21 protein-coding genes are annotated in these 17,533 nt (G+C 57.7%); 10 read left to right on the forward strand and 11 right to left on the reverse strand.

The window, feature by feature from the left end; all coding sequences use genetic code 11:
* Positions 1-479 precede the first annotated feature (479 nt).
* A complete protein-coding gene (locus JQR90_RS01115; protein ID WP_434140302.1) occupies positions 480-725 on the forward strand; it encodes a hypothetical protein in 246 nt (81 codons plus the stop codon).
* 298 nt (positions 726-1,023) lie between these two features.
* Positions 1,024-1,185: a DUF1328 domain-containing protein gene (locus JQR90_RS01120; RefSeq protein ID WP_010796564.1), complete on the forward strand. Its 162-nt coding sequence runs from the start codon at positions 1,024-1,026 to the stop codon at positions 1,183-1,185.
* Positions 1,186-1,432: 247 nt separating this feature from the next.
* On the opposite strand, the gene wrbA is transcribed toward JQR90_RS01120, so the two are convergent.
* Positions 1,433-2,029, reverse strand: coding sequence for an NAD(P)H:quinone oxidoreductase (gene wrbA / locus JQR90_RS01125; protein WP_150348269.1), 597 nt, complete (start codon positions 2,027-2,029; stop codon positions 1,433-1,435).
* A 224-nt stretch (positions 2,030-2,253) separates the two neighbouring features.
* On the opposite strand from wrbA, the gene JQR90_RS01130 reads away from it, so the two are divergent.
* The gene (locus tag JQR90_RS01130) at positions 2,254-3,483 is read left to right on the forward strand and encodes a nucleoside recognition domain-containing protein (RefSeq protein WP_010796566.1); all 1,230 of its coding nucleotides are present in this window, start codon (positions 2,254-2,256) and stop codon (positions 3,481-3,483) included.
* 4 nt (positions 3,484-3,487) lie between these two features.
* Here the strand turns inward: JQR90_RS01130 and JQR90_RS01135 are convergent, their stop codons facing one another.
* Positions 3,488-4,135, reverse strand: coding sequence for a hypothetical protein (locus JQR90_RS01135; protein WP_073450068.1), 648 nt, complete (start codon positions 4,133-4,135; stop codon positions 3,488-3,490).
* Positions 4,136-4,291: 156 nt separating this feature from the next.
* Here JQR90_RS01135 and JQR90_RS01140 point away from each other — a divergent pair, with 156 nt between their 5' ends.
* Positions 4,292-4,525 (forward strand): DUF1161 domain-containing protein, encoded by a 234-nt coding sequence (locus JQR90_RS01140; RefSeq protein WP_010796568.1) that lies wholly within the window; start codon positions 4,292-4,294, stop codon positions 4,523-4,525.
* Here JQR90_RS01140 and JQR90_RS01145 read toward each other — a convergent pair.
* A complete protein-coding gene (locus JQR90_RS01145; RefSeq protein ID WP_122041077.1) occupies positions 4,522-4,959 on the reverse strand; it encodes a hypothetical protein in 438 nt (145 codons plus the stop codon). The two genes, JQR90_RS01140 and JQR90_RS01145, sit on opposite strands and share 4 nt — an antisense overlap.
* Before the next feature lie 33 nt (positions 4,960-4,992).
* Positions 4,993-5,412: a hypothetical protein gene (locus JQR90_RS01150; protein ID WP_010796570.1), complete on the reverse strand. Its 420-nt coding sequence runs from the start codon at positions 5,410-5,412 to the stop codon at positions 4,993-4,995.
* A gap of 130 nt (positions 5,413-5,542) precedes the next feature.
* Between JQR90_RS01150 and JQR90_RS01155 the strand changes: the two genes are divergently transcribed.
* Positions 5,543-6,631: an aminopeptidase gene (locus JQR90_RS01155; protein ID WP_434140303.1), complete on the forward strand. Its 1,089-nt coding sequence runs from the start codon at positions 5,543-5,545 to the stop codon at positions 6,629-6,631.
* Here JQR90_RS01155 and JQR90_RS01160 read toward each other — a convergent pair.
* The gene (locus JQR90_RS01160; RefSeq protein ID WP_010796572.1) at positions 6,628-7,533 is read right to left on the reverse strand and encodes a D-hexose-6-phosphate mutarotase; all 906 of its coding nucleotides are present in this window, start codon (positions 7,531-7,533) and stop codon (positions 6,628-6,630) included. The genes JQR90_RS01155 and JQR90_RS01160 overlap by 4 nt on opposite strands.
* Positions 7,534-7,678: 145 nt before the next feature.
* Complete coding sequence (locus JQR90_RS01165) at positions 7,679-9,349, reverse strand: Na/Pi cotransporter family protein (protein ID WP_010796573.1); 1,671 nt, start codon at positions 9,347-9,349, stop codon at positions 7,679-7,681.
* A gap of 513 nt (positions 9,350-9,862) precedes the next feature.
* Here JQR90_RS01165 and JQR90_RS01170 point away from each other — a divergent pair.
* The 4 genes from JQR90_RS01170 to JQR90_RS01185 all read left to right on the forward strand — a co-directional run bounded on the left by JQR90_RS01170 (position 9,863) and on the right by JQR90_RS01185 (position 13,307).
* Entirely contained in the window at positions 9,863-10,870 is a 1,008-nt protein-coding gene (locus tag JQR90_RS01170; RefSeq protein ID WP_010796574.1) for a methionine ABC transporter ATP-binding protein, read from the forward strand.
* Positions 10,870-11,544: a methionine ABC transporter permease gene (locus tag JQR90_RS01175; protein WP_010796575.1), complete on the forward strand. Its 675-nt coding sequence runs from the start codon at positions 10,870-10,872 to the stop codon at positions 11,542-11,544. Before JQR90_RS01170 ends, JQR90_RS01175 begins: the two co-directional genes overlap by 1 nt.
* An 89-nt stretch (positions 11,545-11,633) precedes the next feature.
* Entirely contained in the window at positions 11,634-12,413 is a 780-nt protein-coding gene (locus tag JQR90_RS01180) for a MetQ/NlpA family ABC transporter substrate-binding protein (protein ID WP_112297980.1), read from the forward strand.
* Between the two features lie 117 nt (positions 12,414-12,530).
* Entirely contained in the window at positions 12,531-13,307 is a 777-nt protein-coding gene (locus JQR90_RS01185) for a MetQ/NlpA family ABC transporter substrate-binding protein (RefSeq protein ID WP_010796577.1), read from the forward strand.
* A 62-nt stretch (positions 13,308-13,369) separates the two neighbouring features.
* On the opposite strand, the gene JQR90_RS01190 is transcribed toward JQR90_RS01185, so the two are convergent.
* The 5 genes from JQR90_RS01190 to JQR90_RS01210 form a co-directional block, all read right to left on the reverse strand.
* Positions 13,370-13,807: a VOC family protein gene (locus JQR90_RS01190; RefSeq protein ID WP_010796578.1), complete on the reverse strand. Its 438-nt coding sequence runs from the start codon at positions 13,805-13,807 to the stop codon at positions 13,370-13,372.
* A gap of 279 nt (positions 13,808-14,086) precedes the next feature.
* The gene (locus tag JQR90_RS01195; RefSeq protein WP_208859640.1) at positions 14,087-14,587 is read right to left on the reverse strand and encodes a DUF5384 family protein; all 501 of its coding nucleotides are present in this window, start codon (positions 14,585-14,587) and stop codon (positions 14,087-14,089) included.
* 35 nt (positions 14,588-14,622) lie between these two features.
* On the reverse strand, positions 14,623-15,144 hold the full coding sequence (locus JQR90_RS01200; protein ID WP_037029910.1) for a glycine zipper 2TM domain-containing protein: 522 nt from the start codon (positions 15,142-15,144) through the stop codon (positions 14,623-14,625).
* A 220-nt stretch (positions 15,145-15,364) separates the two neighbouring features.
* Entirely contained in the window at positions 15,365-16,513 is a 1,149-nt protein-coding gene (locus JQR90_RS01205; RefSeq protein ID WP_434140304.1) for an MFS transporter, read from the reverse strand.
* Between the two features lie 51 nt (positions 16,514-16,564).
* Positions 16,565-16,939, reverse strand: a complete 375-nt coding sequence (locus tag JQR90_RS01210; protein ID WP_197872364.1) for a MarR family winged helix-turn-helix transcriptional regulator — start codon at positions 16,937-16,939, stop codon at positions 16,565-16,567.
* 337 nt (positions 16,940-17,276) lie between these two features.
* Between JQR90_RS01210 and JQR90_RS01215 the strand changes: the two genes are divergently transcribed.
* Positions 17,277-17,444 carry a rubredoxin gene (locus JQR90_RS01215; protein ID WP_010796583.1) on the forward strand — a complete coding sequence of 56 codons (168 nt, stop codon included), beginning with the start codon at positions 17,277-17,279 and terminating at the stop codon, positions 17,442-17,444.
* The last annotated feature ends 89 nt before the right edge of the window (positions 17,445-17,533 follow it).

Raw genomic sequence — 17,533 nt, forward strand, 5'->3', positions numbered from 1 at the left:
GCGGGAGGTCTGTGCCTTAGTCAGTTGTAAGTCGTGCAAGTTGCAATATGCACGACAAACGATGCAAGTCTTTTGATGAGATGTCATGACGCGCTGACAGGGGCAGATGGAGGAGGGGCCATGCAAATTGCAGGGAAGCCTCGAAAAACACCAGCCTTACTACCGATCCGGCCAGGAATTCGGTACAGACAACGAGGCACTGACGCTGAGGTTTCGCCTTTTCCTTTAAGGAAGGCAACACAAGTAGAGGCCGTTTGGCTTGAGAAGTTCGCCAGGACGGTCAGTTTTTCTCTATAGGCATCATGCAAAACGCAATGCTTGAAACCCTGCATCTTGCAGTATGCAAGCGGCAGAAAGCGGATCTAATTTTTAACTTATTGATTTTAAAGGATTTTTTTTATTCAAAAACTTGGCATGCCGTCTGCAATATCTCTTGCATAGAGCCTGAAACGGCCAATAACAGTTGAAGGAGTAAACCCATGGTCAGCCAGATTGCACGTAACAATATGATCTGTTCGGCATTCTTCGCAGGTGTAGCAGCAGTGCTGTTCACCACTGGCCATACCTCTACTCCTGTTGCTGCTCCGCAAGCCGTACCTCACATTGAAGTGAAGGCACCGGCGGCCAAGCCTCTGGCAAGCCATATAAGCGTCGAGCAGCAAAAAGCTATTCCGGCTCAATCTACTGTTGACCGTTTCCCCCGTCAGACTCGCTGGGTTTTCTAAGGAGACGCTTGCGATGTCCGGGACCTACACAACCTTCGCTTTGACCTTCGCCAGCGCGATAGTTCTATTGGGCCTTGTAGCCAGCATGATTTTGATCGGCCGTGCGTTAAAACAGACGGATAGCCGGAACACACGCGATTTAGAAGTATCCATACCGAGGAGCCTATCTTTCTCGGAAAGCGGTGCCAGAGAGTCTCGGATAAGACAGTCGGCCTGGCCTGAGAAAGTAAGTGTGTCTCGATAATCAACTAGAAATCCAAACTAGAAACCAGAGAAAAGTAAGACGAGGAGAATCATCATGCTGAGCTGGGCTATCACGTTTCTAATCATCGCTATCATTGCAGGTGTTTTGGGCTTCGGCGGCATCGCCGGTACAGCAGCAGGTATTGCCAAGATCCTGTTCGTTCTGTTCCTGATCCTGTTTGTGGTGTCCTTCTTCTTCGGTCGCCGCCGACCCTGACACGGGGCCTGCGATTGTCATCAAATCGTAGCCGTAGGCCGGTTTAATGACCTGACCGAACACACGCCCCGACTTGTCGGGGCGTTTAGGCCAAGGGGCTTGGGTGCTTTGCGGTAAGAGGAGCATCCTCAGGGTACAGGGAGTACCTTCGTTGAAACGAGCCAGGCTGGACGATATATCCCCCAGACGTTTTGGGCCTCGACCGTGGGTCTTGAGGACTAAAACGCCTGGGGGGCATAATTTTGGGTTACTGCATTTTTACCGCCAGTTTGGCGACATGCTCGCCCTGATGGCTCGCCAGTTGTAGTTCCTTGGCGCTGGGCAATCGAGAGCCATCGGCTCCTGCCAGCGTGGCTGCGCCGTAAGGCGAGCCTCCCCTCACTTCAGTAATATCCGCCAGCATGGGGTCGGTATAAGGCATACCGACAATCAACATGCCATGGTGCGCCAGCGTGTTCCAGAAGGACGTAATGGTAGTCTCACTACCGCCCCCGGTTCCCGTCGAAACGAACACACTGCCCAGCTTGCCCACCAATGCACCCTTGACCCACAGACCGCCCGTCTGATCGAGGAAGGTGCGCATCTGGCCCGCCATGTTGCCGAAACGGGTTGGTGTTCCAAAGATGATTGCATCGTAGTCAGCCAGCTCTTGAGGCGTGGCGACTGGCGCTGCCTGATCAAGCTTGGCGCCAGCATTGCGGGCCACGTCTTCAGGCATGGTTTCGGGGACGCGCTTGATCGTCACTTCAACGCCCGGTACACGTCGCGCACCTTCTGCCATGGCTTCAGCCAGGCGCTCGATATGTCCATACATGGAATAGTACAGAACCAGAACTTTCTTCATGTCGTCTCCTTGGTTAAAACAGAGGGCCGAGTGACGGCCTTTTGATGGCTTAAGAAAGGACAACAGCGGTCAGGAATCGTCGGCAGGTTTCTCTTCCTGAACCATCTCAATTCTGATTGATACCTATCGACGCGTTCGACTTTTTACAGGCGCAGGGCTGCTCGACCTTCGCCATCGGGAGTCAACCCTCGTATCATCCCCGGCTGGTTTCGGGGAGATGCATCATGCTGAACGGGTTATGGCTGGGCTTTTTCATCGTGGCGGCGATCAGTGCGCTGGGACGATGGTTGATCGGAGACGATGCAGGCGTGTTTGCAGCCATGGTCGAGAGCCTGTTTGCCATGGCCAAGCTGTCGGTAGAGGTGATGATCCTGTTATTCGGCACACTGACGCTCTGGCTGGGTATCCTGCGTATTGCCGAGAAGGCCGGGCTGGTCGAAAAGCTGGCTTATGTCCTTGGGCCGCTGTTCCGCCGTTTGATGCCGGAAGTACCTGCCGGCCACCCGGCGCTGGGGCTGATCACGCTCAACTTTGCAGCTAACGGCCTGGGGCTCGATAATGCGGCTACGCCCATTGGCCTCAAGGCCATGCGGGCTTTACAGGACCTGAACCCCAAGCCGGAAACGGCCAGTAATGCACAGATTCTATTTCTGGTGCTCAATGCGTCCTCCCTGACATTACTGCCCGTCACTATCTTCATGTATCGCGCCCAACAGGGTGCGCCTGATCCAACCCTGGTCTTTCTGCCTATCCTGCTGGCGACCAGTGTCTCCTCGCTGGTCGGGCTGCTATCCGTTTCATTCATGCAACGGCTCAAGCTGTGGGATCCGGTCGTCCTGGCGTGGCTGGGTGGCGGCGCACTGCTTTTGGGCGGCTTCATGAGCATTCTGGTCACCTTGTCGGCAACGGCCCTGGCGGCATTGTCGTCGCTATTGGGTAATCTGGTGCTGTTCGGCCTGATCCTGATGTTCCTGATCTTTGGCGCGCTCAAGCGGGTGCCGGTTTACGAAACCTTTGTCGAGGGTGCAAAAGAAGGGTTCGAGGTTGCCAAGAACCTGTTGCCCTATCTGGTTGCCATGTTGTGCGCGGTGGGCGTGTTACGGGCATCAGGCGCACTGGAAATCATTCTTGACGGTGTTCGCCATGCCGTGGGCTGGCTGGGTTGGGATACCCGCTTCGTCGATGCGCTGCCTACAGCACTGGTCAAGCCGTTTTCGGGCAGCGCCGCCCGCGCCATGCTGATCGAGACGATGCAGGCCAAAGGCGTGGACAGTTTTCCAGCCCTGATTGCGGCCACTGTCCAGGGCAGTACCGAGACGACCTTTTATGTGCTGGCTGTCTACTTCGGTTCGGTAGGAATCCAGCGGGCTCGCCATGCTGTCGGATGCGCACTGTTGGCCGATGGCGCCGGGGTGCTGGCGTCCATCCTGGTCTGCTATTGGTTTTTCGGCTGAGTCATCAATTTTCGAATTCCGCCATCCAGTGCTTGCGAACGATGCGGCGCTGGCGACGGGTCGTGAACTGTTCTGTCTGCCGGCTTTCGGCAATCAGTGAACAGTAATGCCCTTTGTACTGACCCAGGCGGAAGCGGCGGCGTACACCGATGGGGTGCCTGTCGGAGCCATAAAATGCGATCACGTGGATTTCCAGACCATCAAAGACCCAGCCTTCCGGCGGGTGCATGCCATTGAGTTCCAGATCGTGTGCAGCGGCTACCCGGGAGATCAATCGTTGAAAGGTGCCAATGTGCGTAAAGTCACCCGTTTTCAGCGGTCCCTGGCGGGTGGCTTTATACAGCTCGGCATCCTGATCGAAATCATCCTCGCTGCTCTCGCGAACATCGGTCACATCCGCCTTGAGCGTACCGCGCGAGGTGTGCAGGTGCACGATCAGCTGGTTAATGAAGATCGGCTCGGCGCTCATGTTGGAAAGCAGACACAGGGCGCCTACTCCCTTGCCTGCGCCGCGGTTGATAATGAGCCGCGGTTGACGCTGGCGCTTGAAGCCGCTCAGCAGCAGCTGCGCATAAAAGATCCATACCAGCAACGTGCAACCGGAGATGAACAGCGTCAGGACGTCACGGTACTCGCGTAACCAATCCAGCATTGGGCTACCTTTAAGGGAAAATTTGCACCTTATTGGAAGAGTCCCCGGTAGGCTGGTTCCCCGCGTGTTGCCTTTCCGTGATCGGGTACTAGAAACTCAATGTGACGGCCCTAGTCAAAAACCAAGAAGGGCATTTCCCGCTCAAGGAGTGAAACCATGAAAACGCTTGGATTGTTCGTTGCAGCCAGCCTGTTTACAGCCCCGCTCTGGGCGGCACCGTTACCATGCGATCAGCTCAAATCTGAGATCGAGGTAAAGATCCAGGCTGCCGGAGTCAGCTCGTACACGCTGGAAATCGTACCGAACGCAGACGTCACCGATCCCAACATGGTAGTGGGCAGCTGTGAAAACGGCACCAAGAAGATCATTTACCAGCGTAACGACGGCTAGAGCGGGATGCACTGACGCTGACGAACCGTTCCAACCGACTGCCCCCGGCTATCGTGCAGCTCCAGCCGGGGCTGGTCCATGTAGGCTGATGCCTCGATGCGGTAGCGTTCGCCTGCCTTGAAATCACCGTACTGGACGATCATGTAACAGTTGATCTCCACCGGCTCGTAGCCAAAGCCCATCATGCCGCCGCCCGGAACCATGCCACCCAGCTCGAACTGATAGCGAACCTGTAGCTCATGCGCGCCGGGCGAGACCTGGAAATAGCGTCCATCGTCGAGCCGCTTGCCATCCAGACGATCCGCCATCAGCACGTTGCCTACCGAGGCCATCTGCATGTGCAGATCCACCCAGGCCATGTTGGGGTCTTTGGGCGGAAGAGGGCTGGCGCAGCCTGCCAGCAGTACGGCGGCGAACAACAGGTGCTTTTTCATGGCCTTTAGCCCGAGCGAGTCTAAGAGTATCGATTAGACATCGCCGCAGCGACTTTCTCCACCCCGTGCGACTTCTTGCTGACTGGCATCATACAGCTTGGCCCAGGCGCGGAACCCGGCTTGCTCAGCTTGTAGCCGATAGCGTTCGCCCGCCGAGAAATCCTTGTAATGGACATTGAGCAGGCAAGTGCGGACCAGGGGCGTGGCACTGGGGCCGATATTGGCCGGATCGACCTTGAACTGGTAGCGCACCTGAAGATCATGGCTACCGGGTTGCACCTGGAAGTAACGGTCGTCCTCAAGGGTCTGGCGATCGGCTTGCTGGGCTTGGAGCAGATCCGGTTTTTCGGTCTTGAGGTCGATCCAGGCCTGGGAAGGGTCCGGCTTGGGCAGCGGCATCAGGGAACAGGCAGTCAGTGCCAGGGCAGGGCACAACAGGAGAATACGACGCATGAATGAGCTCCAGACAAAGGTAATGCAACGGGGCAGGATTCTCGGCTTCCTTCCTCAGTGCCGGTTTCCATGGGGCCGATACTCATACTAGAGTGTCGCCTCCTCATACCGGCGCTCCAGGTTATTTACCATGTCCCGTCTCTGGTTAGCCCAAGTCGACCTTAAAAGCTTGAGATGGGTTCCATTTATCGCGGCCCTTTGGCTGTGCGGCTGCTCGTCTGTCGGATATTACGGGCAGATGGCAAAGGGGCAGGCGGCCCTGTTATGGCAGCGCACACCCATCACCCAGGTCATTGATGATCCTTCTACCGATCCGGCCCTGAGGCGTCGCCTTGAGCTGGCCCTGCGCGCCCGTGAGTTCGCCAGTCGGCAATTGGGCTTGCCGGATAACCGCAGCTATCGTCTGTTCGTAAAGCTGGACCGGCCCTACGTTGTCTGGAATGTCTTTGCAGCACCGGAGTTCTCACTCTCGCCCCTGACGCATTGCTTTCCCATTGCCGGTTGCGTGGCATATCGCGGTTACTACCATGAAGAGGCAGCGCAAAAGGCGGCAGAGCCGCTCAAGGCCAAGGGGTGGGATACCTATGTGGCAGGTGTGCCAGCGTATTCGACGCTGGGATGGTTCGATGACCCGCTGCTCAGCAGCATGCTGCGTTGGGATGACGATCAGTTGATTGCAACGATCTTCCACGAGCTGGCCCATCAGAACCTCTATGTGCAGGACGACACGACCTTTAATGAGTCCTATGCCAACTTCGTCCAGCAGGAAGGGCTTCGCCAGTGGTGTGCGGCTCAAGGGTTACCGCCACCTGATCCGCTCCGCGAACAACAGTACCGGCAATTCGTAGGGCTGATACTGGATACACGTAAGCAGCTTGAGTCGCTTTATGCTCAGCCGCTTGCAGTCGAGGCGATGCGACAAGCAAAGGGCAAGGTATTTGAGACGATGCGGCGTGACTACGCAGAGCTGAGGGATACACAGTGGCGAGGCGATCACCGCTTTGATGCCTGGATGGCGGGTCCGCTAAATAACGCAAAGCTCTTGCCGTTCGGGCTATATGAGCAGTGGGTGCCGGCCTTTGCTGCCTTGTATGCCGAGCATCCCGGAAACTGGCCAGCCTTTTATGCACGTGTCCGGGCGTTGGCAGCGTTACCAGCCGCCGACCGCCAGGCTCGGTTGAAAGCCCTGGCGGAGCGGCAGGCAGAACAAGACGATTAGAGCGGTTCGCTCCAGAGCGTGGCGCTGATCTGACCGGTCTCGCCGGGAGCCAGCACCATCACATCGTCCATGACACGGGCGGTCTCGATGCACAGCATGCGCTGCCAGGCATCATCGGCGAACGGTGTCAGACGCTTGGATTTTTCGATCCAGGGGTTCCATAGCACAGCAGACGAGGTGTTCTTGGTCTCGATGAAAATACGGCGATTCCACTGAGGGTCACGAATTCCCAGGCGGGAGGGCAGACCCTGATAGACGCGGTCCACTTCCTGGTCGATGACCGGCTCGCCGTTCTGGCGCTTGCGCTCCCAGCCGTCGAGGCAATCGTAGTAGTCAGCGTGGGTAAAGCCCTCGATACCGACCTGACGGGAGTCGCTCACGGCAAAGTAGGTATGCAGGGCCTGACTCAGGGTCAGCGTCTGATCACCAATGTTGCGGGTGGTAAGCGTCATGGTGAGACGATCGCTTACCTCAACCGACAGGGTCAAGTCGGCGGCATGGGGCCAGCCAGGCATGTGGGCGGCAGAGGTCTGGTAGTGGAAGTCCAGGCGGACGCGATCCACATCCACATCCATGTCACCGGTTGCCCACCCGGCCTGACGAACGAGGCCATGCTGCGGAGCGCCTTCTACCTCGGTCAGCATGTGCTGAACGGCCGGCGGGTTGCGCTTGATATCGCCAAACCAGGGCCAGCAGACCGGTACGCCGCCACGAATGGGTTGGCCATGAATGAATTCGGCATCCGGATTATCCCAGATGATCGGCTGCTCGCCATCAAGGCCGAAGCTGAGGATATGGGCGCCCTGGCAGGCAATCACGGCTTCGGCACGGCCGATACGGATACGCCAGCAGGGCAATTCGCCCTTCTGGATCTGTTCAACGAGGGGAGCGGCTTGGGTCATCAATAATTCCTTGGTCGTTATTATCAGTGAGCGCTGGGCCTGTTCGGTTTGGCCGCGTCAATCGGTTCCGGCAGGACATGACAAGACCTGCCGGATAAGGTGAGTAGAGTAGCGCTATCTCGCGCCACGGTGTGCGTTTCGAAGGCTACGACTCATGAAGGTCGGGTGGGGTTTCCATTGAAGCTGCGTGCTCGGTCTCATATCCGGATTCCGCCTGCTCCAGGACGCCATAGGCGATACTGCAGAACAGCGAATTGAGACGCTTCATGTCTGACAGCAGGCCAAGGTGTAGCGAGCTGGTCTCGATGCTTTGTACGACCTGATGGTGCAGGCGCTCCACATGGGCGTGGGCGTACCGCCGCTCTAGGACGCGAAAGCGCTGCTTGGCACGCCGCAGGCGACGGGCCGAGTCGGCATCGCCAGACAGAAAGACTGACAGGCATAGCCTCAGGTTGGCCATCAGGTGGCCGTGCAATGCGGCGAGTTCTTCAAGGCCTTGCTCGGAAAAGGAGCGATTGGCCGAGATTTTCTTGTTTTCCAAATCACTGGCCATGCGCTCGATGATATCTCCGGCCTGCTCAAGGTTGATGGCCAGTTCGATGATCTGCGCCCAGCGACGGCTGTCCCGATCCCCCAGATCTTCTCGCGGAATACGGGCCAGATAGAGCTTGATGGCGGTGTAGAGCGCATCAACATCATCATCCAGGCGGCGGACTTCCCGTCCCTGGGCCTTGGTGCCACCGCTTATCAAGGCCATCAGCTCCGTGAGCATATGCTCCACCACATCGCCCATGCGCAGCGCCTCACGGGCGGCGTTGGCAAGCGCCAGGGCGGGGGTATCCAGTACGGACGTATCCAGATGACGTGGGTTCATGGTGATGTCTGCCTGCGGCCGATCCGGCAGGACGAGTGTGCAGAAGCGCGCCATCGGACGTGTCAGGGGCAGGAACACCACACAGCGGACGAGGTTGTAGAGTACATGGAAGCCGATCACCAGCTCTGCGGCCGCCAGTTCCCAGTTGTCCATCCAGTCGGCCACGGTGTCGACCCACGGCAGTACCAGCGCGCAGCCGGCCAGCTTGAACAGCAGGCTGCCCAGGGCTACCCGTCGACCGGCCGGTGTCTGGCGGGACGCACTCAACATGGCCAGAAGACCGCTGCCCAGATTGGCACCCACCACCAGGCAGAGAGCCACTTTCAGCGAAATGACGCCTGAACCGGCCAGCGTTGCCGTCAGCAGGACAGCCGCAAGACTGGAGTAGGAGATCATGGCAAACAGAGCCCCGGTCAGGGCGTCGAGCATTTCGTCTCCGGTCAGTGAGGAGAACAGCACCTTGACGCCCGCAGCCTGGGTCATGGGTGTTGCGGCCGCTACGATCAACTCCAGCGCCAGAATGATCAGTCCCAGCCCGATCGCCACTCGGCCCAATTGCCCGGGACGGGACTGCTTGTGACCAATGAAAAGAATGACGCCCACCAGGATCAGCAGCGGAGAAAGCCACGACAGATCAAAGGTGAGCACACGGGCCATTAGTGCCGTCCCTACGTCGGCGCCCAACATGATCGCAAGGGCAGGCCTGAGGGTCATAAGCCCCTGGCCTACGAAGGAGGTTGCCAGCAGCGCGGTGGCATTGCTGCTTTGCACGAGTGCGGTAACCCCAATGCCAGCGGCAAAGGCTAGCGGGGTGTGACGTACGCTGCGGCTGAGTACGCGACGCAGGTTCGCCCCGTAGACCCGCATGATGCCGGTCCGGACGATGTGCGTTCCCCATACCAGCAGGGCCACCGCAGAAAGAAGGTTCAGTAGTGTCAGCATTCAGGCGCCCTCCCGGCGCAACTGCTTCCCGGCTGCCTGGCCAGGCTGTAACAAAAGTTTCACATTCATATGACATGCAGGCCGCAGCGTCTGCTGAGACGGCAGGACGGTAATCGGGGCTATACAGGGTTAGTCGCCTGTGTAAGGCATATGTTCAGCCTGTGGAGAGCGGCCTTTTCGCGCTAGGGGCGCAGGAGCACACCGTAAACGCTCTAGCTCGGCAGACGGCGCGAGTTAGGTCGGGAGCGTTTTCGCTGAATATGGCGTCTGACTGATTGTGAATCGACACAAGGTAAGGTGTTCGCGGCAGGGGTGCGTTATAGTCCGCCGCCGTGTCCATATGCCATTTTTGCCGCTGCATTTAGAAAACAAATATTAAGAAGATATAAACAGCCGCGGTAAACTGTGCGTTTATGTGGGCGCTTTGCCAGCGTCATATCGATAAATCAGGAGGCACAGCCGCTTATCAGGGCTGACCACGCCTACAGCAATACCCACAAGGTTTCGCGTTAAGTGATCGAATTTCAGAACGTTCAAAAGACCTACCTCGTTTCAGGTCGCCAGGTGCCGGCGCTCCAGTCGACCAACCTGCGCGTCGAGGCGGGCGAAGTCTTCGGCCTCATCGGCCACTCCGGGGCCGGCAAGAGCACCATGCTGCGCCTGATCAACCGGCTGGAAGCACCCAGCGGCGGCCGGATCATTGTGGATGGCGAAGACGTCACCGCGCTGGACAGCGCCGGTCTACGTGCCTTCCGCCGTCGCGTCGGCATGATCTTTCAGCATTTCAATCTGCTGTCATCCAAGACCGTGGCGGCCAATATCGCCATGCCGCTTGAGCTGGCAGGTGGACATTCCCGCGCCGAGATCAACGCGCGCGTGGATGAATTGCTGGCCCGTGTTGGCCTGACTGACCATGCCCGCAAATACCCGGCACAGCTCTCGGGCGGCCAGAAACAGCGGGTCGGCATTGCCCGTGCGCTGGCGACGCGGCCAAAGATCCTGTTGTGCGACGAGGCCACCAGTGCTCTCGACCCGCAGACCACCGGACAGGTGCTGCAGCTGCTGGCGGAGATCAACCGTGAGCTGGGTCTGACCATTGTGCTCATCACCCATGAGATGGATGTGATCCGTCGCGTCTGTGACCGCGTGGCGGTACTCGATGCCGGCACAGTTGTCGAGCAGGGCACGGTGGCGGATGTCTTCCTGCATCCCAAGCATGCCACCACTCGGCGCTTTGTGTTCGAGGCCGAACACGTGGACGAGGGCGATCTGATGTCGTCCTACAGCCATGTGGAGGGTCGTATCTTGCGCCTGACCTTCCGTGGCGAAGCCACCTATGCGCCTCTTCTGGGTCAGGTAGCCCGGGAAACCGGCGTGGATTACAGCATTCTGGGCGGTCGAATCGACCGTATTCGCGAAGAACCCTACGGCCAGCTGACCATTGCCCTCGTGGGAGGGGATCTGGACGCCGCTCTGGCTCGTTTCGACGCCGCTGATGTAACCGTGGAGGTCATTCGTTGATGGACGCTTTTCTCGCCTTTTTTGCCGATATCGACTGGCCTGAAATCTGGCAGGCTACCCTCGACACCCTGCAAATGCTGGGCTGGTCGATGTTGTTTACCGTACTGCTCGGCTTGCCGCTGGGCGTTCTGCTCTTTTTGACCGGCAAGCGGCAGTTGCTGGAACAGCCCATCGTGTATGGCCTGCTGTCGTTCCTGGTGAACGTCCTGCGTTCGATTCCCTTCATTATCCTGTTGATTCTGATGATCCCGATTACCGTATGGCTGATCGGCACCTCGCTGGGCGTCGAGGGTGCTATTCCGCCGCTGGTGGTGGGGGCTGCGCCCTTCCTGGCACGTCTGGTCGAGACGGCGCTGCGCGAAGTGGATCGTGGCATCATCGAGGCAACCCAGGCCATGGGCGCAAGCCTCTGGCAGATCGTGACCCGTACCCTGCTGCCCGAGGCCCTGCCTGGCCTGATCGCCGCTGCAACCGTTACAGCGATTGCGCTGGTGTCCTACACGGCCATGGCGGGCGTGATCGGTGGCGGTGGTTTGGGTGATCTGGCGATCCGCTTCGGATACCAGCGCTTCCAGACCAATGTCATGGTGGTCACCGTCGTACTTCTGCTGATCCTGGTACAGGTGCTGCAGATGGTTGGTGACCGTCTGGTTGTAAAGTTCAGCCGCCGCTAACAGGTTGCCCGCCGGGCCTCAAGGTCCGGCGGAAAACACTAGCATTACACGCTGTTCCCTCTTATTTTCGAAAGGAATCCGCTATGTCTCTGAAACGTACCCTGCTTTCCGTTGCGCTTGGTTTTGGTCTGGTGACAGCGGCTCATGCCGAGACCCTGAAGGTGGCAGCGAGCCCTATTCCCCACGCGGAGATCCTTGAGCTGGTCAAACCCCAGCTGGCAAAGGAAGGTGTAGATCTGGAGATCAAGGTCTTCAACGACTATATCCAGCCGGATCGCCAGACCGACCAGAAGCAGGTCGATGCCAACTATTTCCAGAGCAAGCCCTATTACGAGTCCTACCAGAAGAGCAACAAGGACAGTAATCAGGTGCCGGTCGTAGCCGTACACGTCGAGCCGTTTGGCGCCTATTCCCAGAAGATCAAGTCGGTTTCCGAACTGAAAGACGGCGCGACCATTGCCATCCCCAACGATCCAACCAACTCGGGTCGCGCGCTGCTGCTGATCGCCAAGCAGGGTTTGATCACCCTGAAAGACCCGAGCAACATCTCTGCTACCCAGCGCGACATCGTGGATAACCCCAAGCACCTGAAGTTCAAGGAGCTTGAAGCCGCTACGCTGCCGCGTGTACTGAACCAGGTGGACCTGGCGCTGATCAACGCCAACTATGCGCTGCAGGCCAAGCTGGTGCCGACCAAGGATGCGCTGTTCATCGAAAGCGCCGAGTCGCCCTACGCCAATTACCTGTACACCCGTGCGGAAAAAGCCAACGATCCAGCCATCCAGAAGCTGGCCAAGGCCCTGACCACACCTGAAGTGAAGAAATTCATTCAGGAGAAATATCAGGGTGGCGTTGTTCCCGCGTTCTGATCGTAATGACTTGATCGGGTATAAGGAGAGGGGTTGAGGGGTAGATCTTGAACCCCCATCTCCTGGACTGATCCGCGTGTCGTTGACATGCTTTTGAATCTGCCGAGGAGTTTGACCATGAAGAAACTGATTGCCGCTGCTGCCCTGCTGGCTGCCGCCGTCACTGCCCATGCGGCAGAAAAGCTGAGCGTGGCGGCAACGCCTGTTCCGCATGCCGAGATTCTGGAATTCGTAAAGCCCCAGCTGGCGAAGGAAGGCGTGGACCTGGACGTCAAGATTTTCACTGACTACGTTCAGCCCAACCTACAGGTAGCCCAGAAGCGTCTGGATGCCAACTTCTATCAGCACAAGCCTTACCTGGACGAATTCAACAAGAGCCGCGGAACCGATCTGGTGCCGGTCGCTCAAGTGCATGTGGAGCCGTTCGGTATCTACTCCCAGAAGGTCAAAAGCCTGGATGAGGTCAAGGAAGGCGCAACCGTTGCCATTCCTAGCGACGCCACCAATGGTGGCCGTGCCTTGCTGCTCCTGGAAAAAGCCGGTCTGATCGCTCTCAAGGATAACTCCAATATCCTGGCGACCCCGCGTGACATCGCCACCAATCCCAAGCACCTGAAGTTCAAGGAGCTTGAAGCCGCTACGCTGCCGCGTGTGCTGAACCAGGTGGACCTGGCGCTGATCAACACCAACTATGCGCTGGAAGCCAAGCTGAACCCGACCAAGGATGCGCTCCTGCTGGAAGGCAAGGAATCGCCTTATGCCAACCTGCTGGTTGCCCGCCCGGACAACAAGGACAGCGATGCCATGCAAAAGCTGGCCAAGGCCCTGACCAGCCCGGAAACCAAGAAATTCATCGAAGACAAGTACAACGGTGCGGTTGCTCCGGCGTTCTGATCGCTTCGATAACAAAAAGCCCGCCCTGAACCGGCGGGCTTTTTTTATGGGTACGATCCGGATTAGCCGGGCTGCATCAGCTCAACCACAACCCGATCGGGCCCGTGGATCGTCACGACTTGCCAGCCCTCACGGGGACCCTGGGTAATGATACGGGGCGCTGGCGCCTCATACCCCGCCTTGCGAATGTGCACCAGTCGCGCCTCAAGGTCATGGACCTGAAACAGGAGGGGAACGACCGCAGGGATTTCAGGCTCCGGTAGCTGATGCGCAGGGATAGGCTGCTCGATCAGCAGCACACGGTAGTCATGAACTTCAAGCTCGGCAACAGCGGTCGCCTGGGTGCCCGCAAGCGCTTCATCACAGGGGGACTTGCTCTGGCGGATGAGCGTAAAGCCAAGGGCAACCGCCCAAAAATTCAGCGACTCAGCCAGTGACGGAACAACAAGTCTGAGGTAATCGGAACGGCGTAAGACGGTAATAGGCTCGCTTGAAAACATCAAAAATATCCATGGCTAGTCGCCTAAGGGTATCTCGTTGAGCCTCTTGCACTGAGAACAGGTAAGTAAAGATTGAGTAAAGCTTGGCCGTTCAGGCTATACCGCGGATGAAAACCAAACTCCATTAAAGATGATGCAACAGACGGGGAAAGGCTTGAATCTGTGGGGCATTTACGTTCGGGCTCTTACCGGTAGTCAGCATTGGAGCGCTAAGGTCCTAATAGAAAGCCCGCTTCTTGAAAAGCGGGCTTCAGCTCTACACGGCGTTGAAAGCCTTTGTTACTTGAACCAGCTGGAAGCCTCTTTCTCTCTAGCTTGACCTTCGCTCTTGAGCAGGTCTTTACCGCCTTCTGACAGGTTTCGCGTTGCATCGGCCTGAGATTGAATGACCTCAGTTTCCGCCGCTTTCTGCTTGAGCTCTTGGTCGATGTAATCGTCCGTGCGATTGGTTTTTGCTTTGAGCGCAGTAAGCTTTAGCTTGCGCTCTTCAATCTCAAGCTGACGGAGCTCATCTTCGTATGCCTGATCACGTTTTTTATCGGAGTAGGCTTCGGCGGCCACTGCTGCGCGTTGCTGTTCAGCCTTTTTAATTTGTGCAGCTCTAGCCTGTTCAGCTCTTCTCTGCTCTGCCGCGCGGGCTTGTGCGGCGCGATCCAGCTCAGCTTGGCGGGCTTGTGCCGCAGCACGTTCTGCAGCTTGCTGGTTCAGCTCCGCCTGATGGATTGCAGAAATCTGATCCTGCAGACTAGGTGCGGCATGCGCTTGTGCCGCCAGAATCAACAGACAGGCACTGGCAAATCTTCTTTTCATCGACCTTACCCTTTTGTTGCGACAGGGCAGGTAGCGTTTGGCTGGATACGGGTCTCATTCATTTCAGTTGAAACTACAACCGCCATGCCAGGGCTGAACTCACAGGAGCGGCCAACCTGGGCAGAGTTGAATGTCTTACCTTCTTCTACATAGGTGATGGAAACACCGTCTACCAGCGTCGTGTCTTTAACCAGAGAACCTGTGGCAACACCGGCGACACCACCGCCAACAGCGCCAATTGTCGTGTTCGTGCCGCTGCGAGAACCTACATTATGTCCGATCGCGCCGCCTGCAAGAGCACCCAATACAGCGCCAAGGACCTGAGCGCCCTGCTTGGCCTGAGTATTGTCGACTTCGATCTTGGCAGGCATGACAGCCAGAATGTTTACCGTCTTGGCATCTTGACGGGCGTTGACTTGCCCAGCCTTGTAAACATTTGCAGCGTAATTTTCTCCGGTGGCTTGGCAACCGGAAAGGGCAATTACTGCAGCCGCGACAGCAGATAACGCGAGTCCATTTTTTCTCATTTCAATCCCTAGCATTTTTGAATTGGCAGAATAGGTAGCAGGTGAGTGCAGCCTGTCAAAGGTTGGGCCAAGGAAGACAGAGGGAGACGGACAAAAAGAGAGGCTAAAGTCCTTGTACATGCGTTCGCCTACCTTGGCGCGCGCAAAGATAGCATTAAAAGGCCATCATTAAAATTGAGAATTGAATCACGCAAAAAAAAATCTGCCAGTTCATATATCTCTAACAGGCTTTGCTTTTAGTCTCAGGCAGTATGCCGCGCAGCTGTGTAATAGCGATCAGTCCGAGTGCCCCTGCGGCCAGCACTAAGGGCATCGCATGACCGGTCAGCCATTGGCTGGCGGCTCCGGTGGTTAAGGGGCCGAGCAGGCAGCCGAAGCCCCAGAGCTGGGCGATACGGGCATTGGCCTGGACCAGCTCGGCGTCCCGGTAACGCTCGCCAATCAGGATCAGGGCGAGGGTGAAAATACCACCGGCGCTGGCACCAAAGATCACCAGTAGCGGCCAGATGTAGGTGGTGTGCAGCAGGAGCGGCATGGCGAGGCTGGTCAGCAGCAGTGTGACACCACATGCCTTGAACAGACCGGTGCGCGAAACACGGTCAGCCAGTGCGCCCAGCGGCAGTTGTAGCAGGGCGTCTCCGGTCACGACCGTGCTGGCCATGAGCAGGGCGGTACGCTGGTCAAAGCCCTGGTTCAATGCGTACACCGGCAGCAGTGTCAGCATCATGGCCTCGAAGGCGGCAAATAGCACAACAGCCCAGGCGATGGCGGGGAGTTGCCGGCAAAAGCGCAAAAGGCCGCGGCCAATGGAGCCATGATCGCTGGCTTTGGGCGCACCGCTGCGGCCTACAAGCGCAAGGGAGCCCATGATGAGCAGGGCGGTACTGATCCAGAAGCCGCCGTTGCCTTCAGTGCCAATCAGGGTCAGAACCAGGGGGCCGGTCAGCTGGCTCAGCGCATAGGCGCTGCCATACAACGCCACCAGTTTACCGCGCCACTGTTCAACGATGATCTGGTTGATCCAGCTTTCACCGAGCACGAAGACCATGGTCAGAATAACGCCCAGCAGTAACCGGAGCAGTACCCAGACGCTGTAATAGGGCAGGAGGGACAGCAGCAGTACGGACAGCGCACCCGCCAGAAGGCAGAGCTGCATCAGCCGCGGCGTACCGATACGAGCGGCCAGGCGCCCGGTTATACCGGCCCCCACGATGATACCGATGGCCGGCGTGGCCGCCATGAACCCAATGGCGAACGGGCCGTAGCCCCAGTTTTCCAGCCTCAATGATACCAGTGGCATGGTGATGCCCAATGCCAGACCCACACTGATGATGGCGCCCAGCACGGCAAAATAGGTCCCCCAGCGCATGAGCGCTCCTTGTGGTGCAGAGGGTAATAGGACAGCACGTGCCGGCGAGAGTTACGCCTTGTTCAGCTTGCCGAAATGCTCGCAGGCGGCATCGCAGAAACGCTCCAGCCGGTCGACGATATCCGGTGTCAGGCTGACCCAGCGCACCCGACGGTCAACATCGCCATTGGTTTCAGTCAGATAGCCCCGGTCGATCAGATGCTGGACATATTTGACGGCGGTGCGCCGGCTGATGCTGGGCATGAACGCATAGAGATCGGTTTTGCGCAGGGATTGATCCTGCCGCTGCCACATGTTGATGAACAAGTCGGAGTAGCTGAGATCGCTTAGCCCCAAATTGCCGAAATGAGCAATCCAGCTGTTGTCCATGGCCAGAATGGCGTGTGCAACAGCGCGGCGTTTGGTTTGACTGAAGCGACGGGTCATGTTCGTTACCGGTAAGTGCAGACAGGCAGGGCCTGTTTGTTGGCTTTCTTGTCTCGGTGGCTAACGCTTGGCACCCACCGTTTACAGGGCAACACAGGTTAAGCGGCTCGCGGCAGCTGACGAGCACGCGCAGTGTAATAGCTGGACGATATCCGCCGGTAGCGTTTGTATACAGGCGCGCGCCTGTTGTGCGCTAGTGGTCATGCGTGACACGCAGGACAGATGAACTAGAGGAGAAAATACGTTTCCGATAGGCTGAGAAGAACCGGTGACACGTGTGATGCCCAGAGCCTCACCTGATCACCAGCCCTGATGAGTTTTTAAGGACACGATAACGATGCGTAAGTGGCAATGTATTGTCTGCGGTTACATTTATGACGAAGCGGCAGGCTGGCCGGATGATGGTATTGCGCCTGGGACCCGTTGGGAGGATGTTCCAGAAGACTGGATGTGCCCGGATTGCGGCGTCGGCAAATCCGATTTTGAAATGATCGAGATCGCCTGATTTGCTCCTTCCCAAGCGGCCGACCGGTTGCTGTCTTCGTCCCGGGTCTGCGTTGATGACAGGCCCGGTGACACATTCAATAATGCGTG

The organism is Pseudomonas sp. JZ114, assembly GCF_051027705.1.
Taxonomy (GTDB): domain Bacteria; phylum Pseudomonadota; class Gammaproteobacteria; order Pseudomonadales; family Pseudomonadaceae; genus Chryseomonas; species Chryseomonas luteola.